This window comes from Reinekea marinisedimentorum (assembly GCF_004341165.1).
In the GTDB taxonomy this organism is placed as follows: Bacteria; Pseudomonadota; Gammaproteobacteria; order Pseudomonadales; family Natronospirillaceae; genus Reinekea; species Reinekea marinisedimentorum.
In genome coordinates this window covers 1-1,322 of the sequence record NZ_SLZR01000053.1, presented here as the reverse complement: position 1 = coordinate 1,322, position 1,322 = coordinate 1, and the positions used below count along the sequence as shown (strand labels likewise).

1 protein-coding gene is annotated in these 1,322 nt (G+C 44.5%); it reads right to left on the bottom strand.

The annotated features are described in order from the left end of the window. Positions 1-23 precede the first annotated feature (23 nt). A complete protein-coding gene (locus BCF53_RS19095; protein WP_132704371.1) occupies positions 24-1,235 on the bottom strand; it encodes an ISL3 family transposase in 1,212 nt (403 codons plus the stop codon). Positions 1,236-1,322: the final 87 nt, after the last annotated feature.

Here is a 1,322-nt window from a genome sequence, read left to right as displayed (position 1 = left end):
GGGTCTTCACCTTTTACGGTGGGTTAATGTTTCAGAGTTAGTCCACCCAGATAGAACATTATCGCGGTTTTGTAGCGTGTCTCACTTCTAAATCCTTTCGCTCTTACCTTTATTATTTTTAATTTTGCATTGATGCTTTCTGCCATTGCATTGGTTCGGTTTTTTACGATGGCGTTAATGATTCCCCACAGTTTTTCCTTGATCGACTTTGCAGCGGTCTTCATTGGTGTAAGTCGACTTTTAGTTGCCCAGCTGTACCATTTCATCCATGCTTTCTCTGCTGACTTTGCATAGCTATAACCCCAAAGCGTTTTGGCGTATTGGAGAATGGCCCAGGCTCTTGCCGTCTTAATTGCTACTTTGCTGAGCTGACTTTTAATCTGCTGGTGCGTTTCTGTCAGGTTTTTCTCATTACGCATCCAGATGTACTTGGATAGGTGCAGGGACTTGCGATGATCTATCGCAATATTCGTCATTTCGGTTTTGCGAACACCATCAACAGCCTTGTTTAAGTCTTGAATGACGTGGAATTTATCAAAACAGATTTTCTTCTTGGCATCGGGTATTTGCTCTAAAGTGGCGTGAATATAGGCGGGTGACATATCCATGCTGATCGTTTCTATAGCCGCTAGCTGAGTCTGTGTCAGACCTTGGTAGAAACGGATTAAACCGTCTTTATCTTTACCGCTCTGAACATTAATCACCTGACCCTGCTGGTTCGATATGACCGTTACGTATCGATGTCCTTTCTTGCGGCTTACCTCATCAACCGACAGATGTTTGATGTCCGGCTCTTTACGTAAGCGTAACCCTCTTTCTACGGCATCCCTCATGATTCGATCGACTGCATTCCAGCTCAGGTTGAAGCGCCGAGCGACTGCGTTAATGCTGAGTTCCTTTAGCCAATCTATCACTAAGTTTTCAAACATGAGCGTAAAGCGCCCTTTCTTTTGCGCCCATGGTACATCGATTTGCAAGGCTCCGTGCTCAGGGCAATCCGTTCGTGGCACATCGCAATGAACAATGGTTTGAAACTGACAAGTATCTAAATGCCGCCAGGTACGCGGCTTGGCATCATACCGACTGCACTGTTTACCGCAGGCTGGACAGCTCAGTTTTAGATTGTTATCGCAGCAAACATAAACGTGCACAGTGTCCTTAATGAGCTCAATATGCTCGACAAACCAGGGCTTTGAAATACCAAGAATGTGTTCGTAAAGAGAGGCTTCGTCCATTGTTTTTCATTACTATGAATTATGATGATGAACGATAATTAAATAAGGTGGGAAATGCTACGTTCCCACTTGAATTGGGGAAGACCC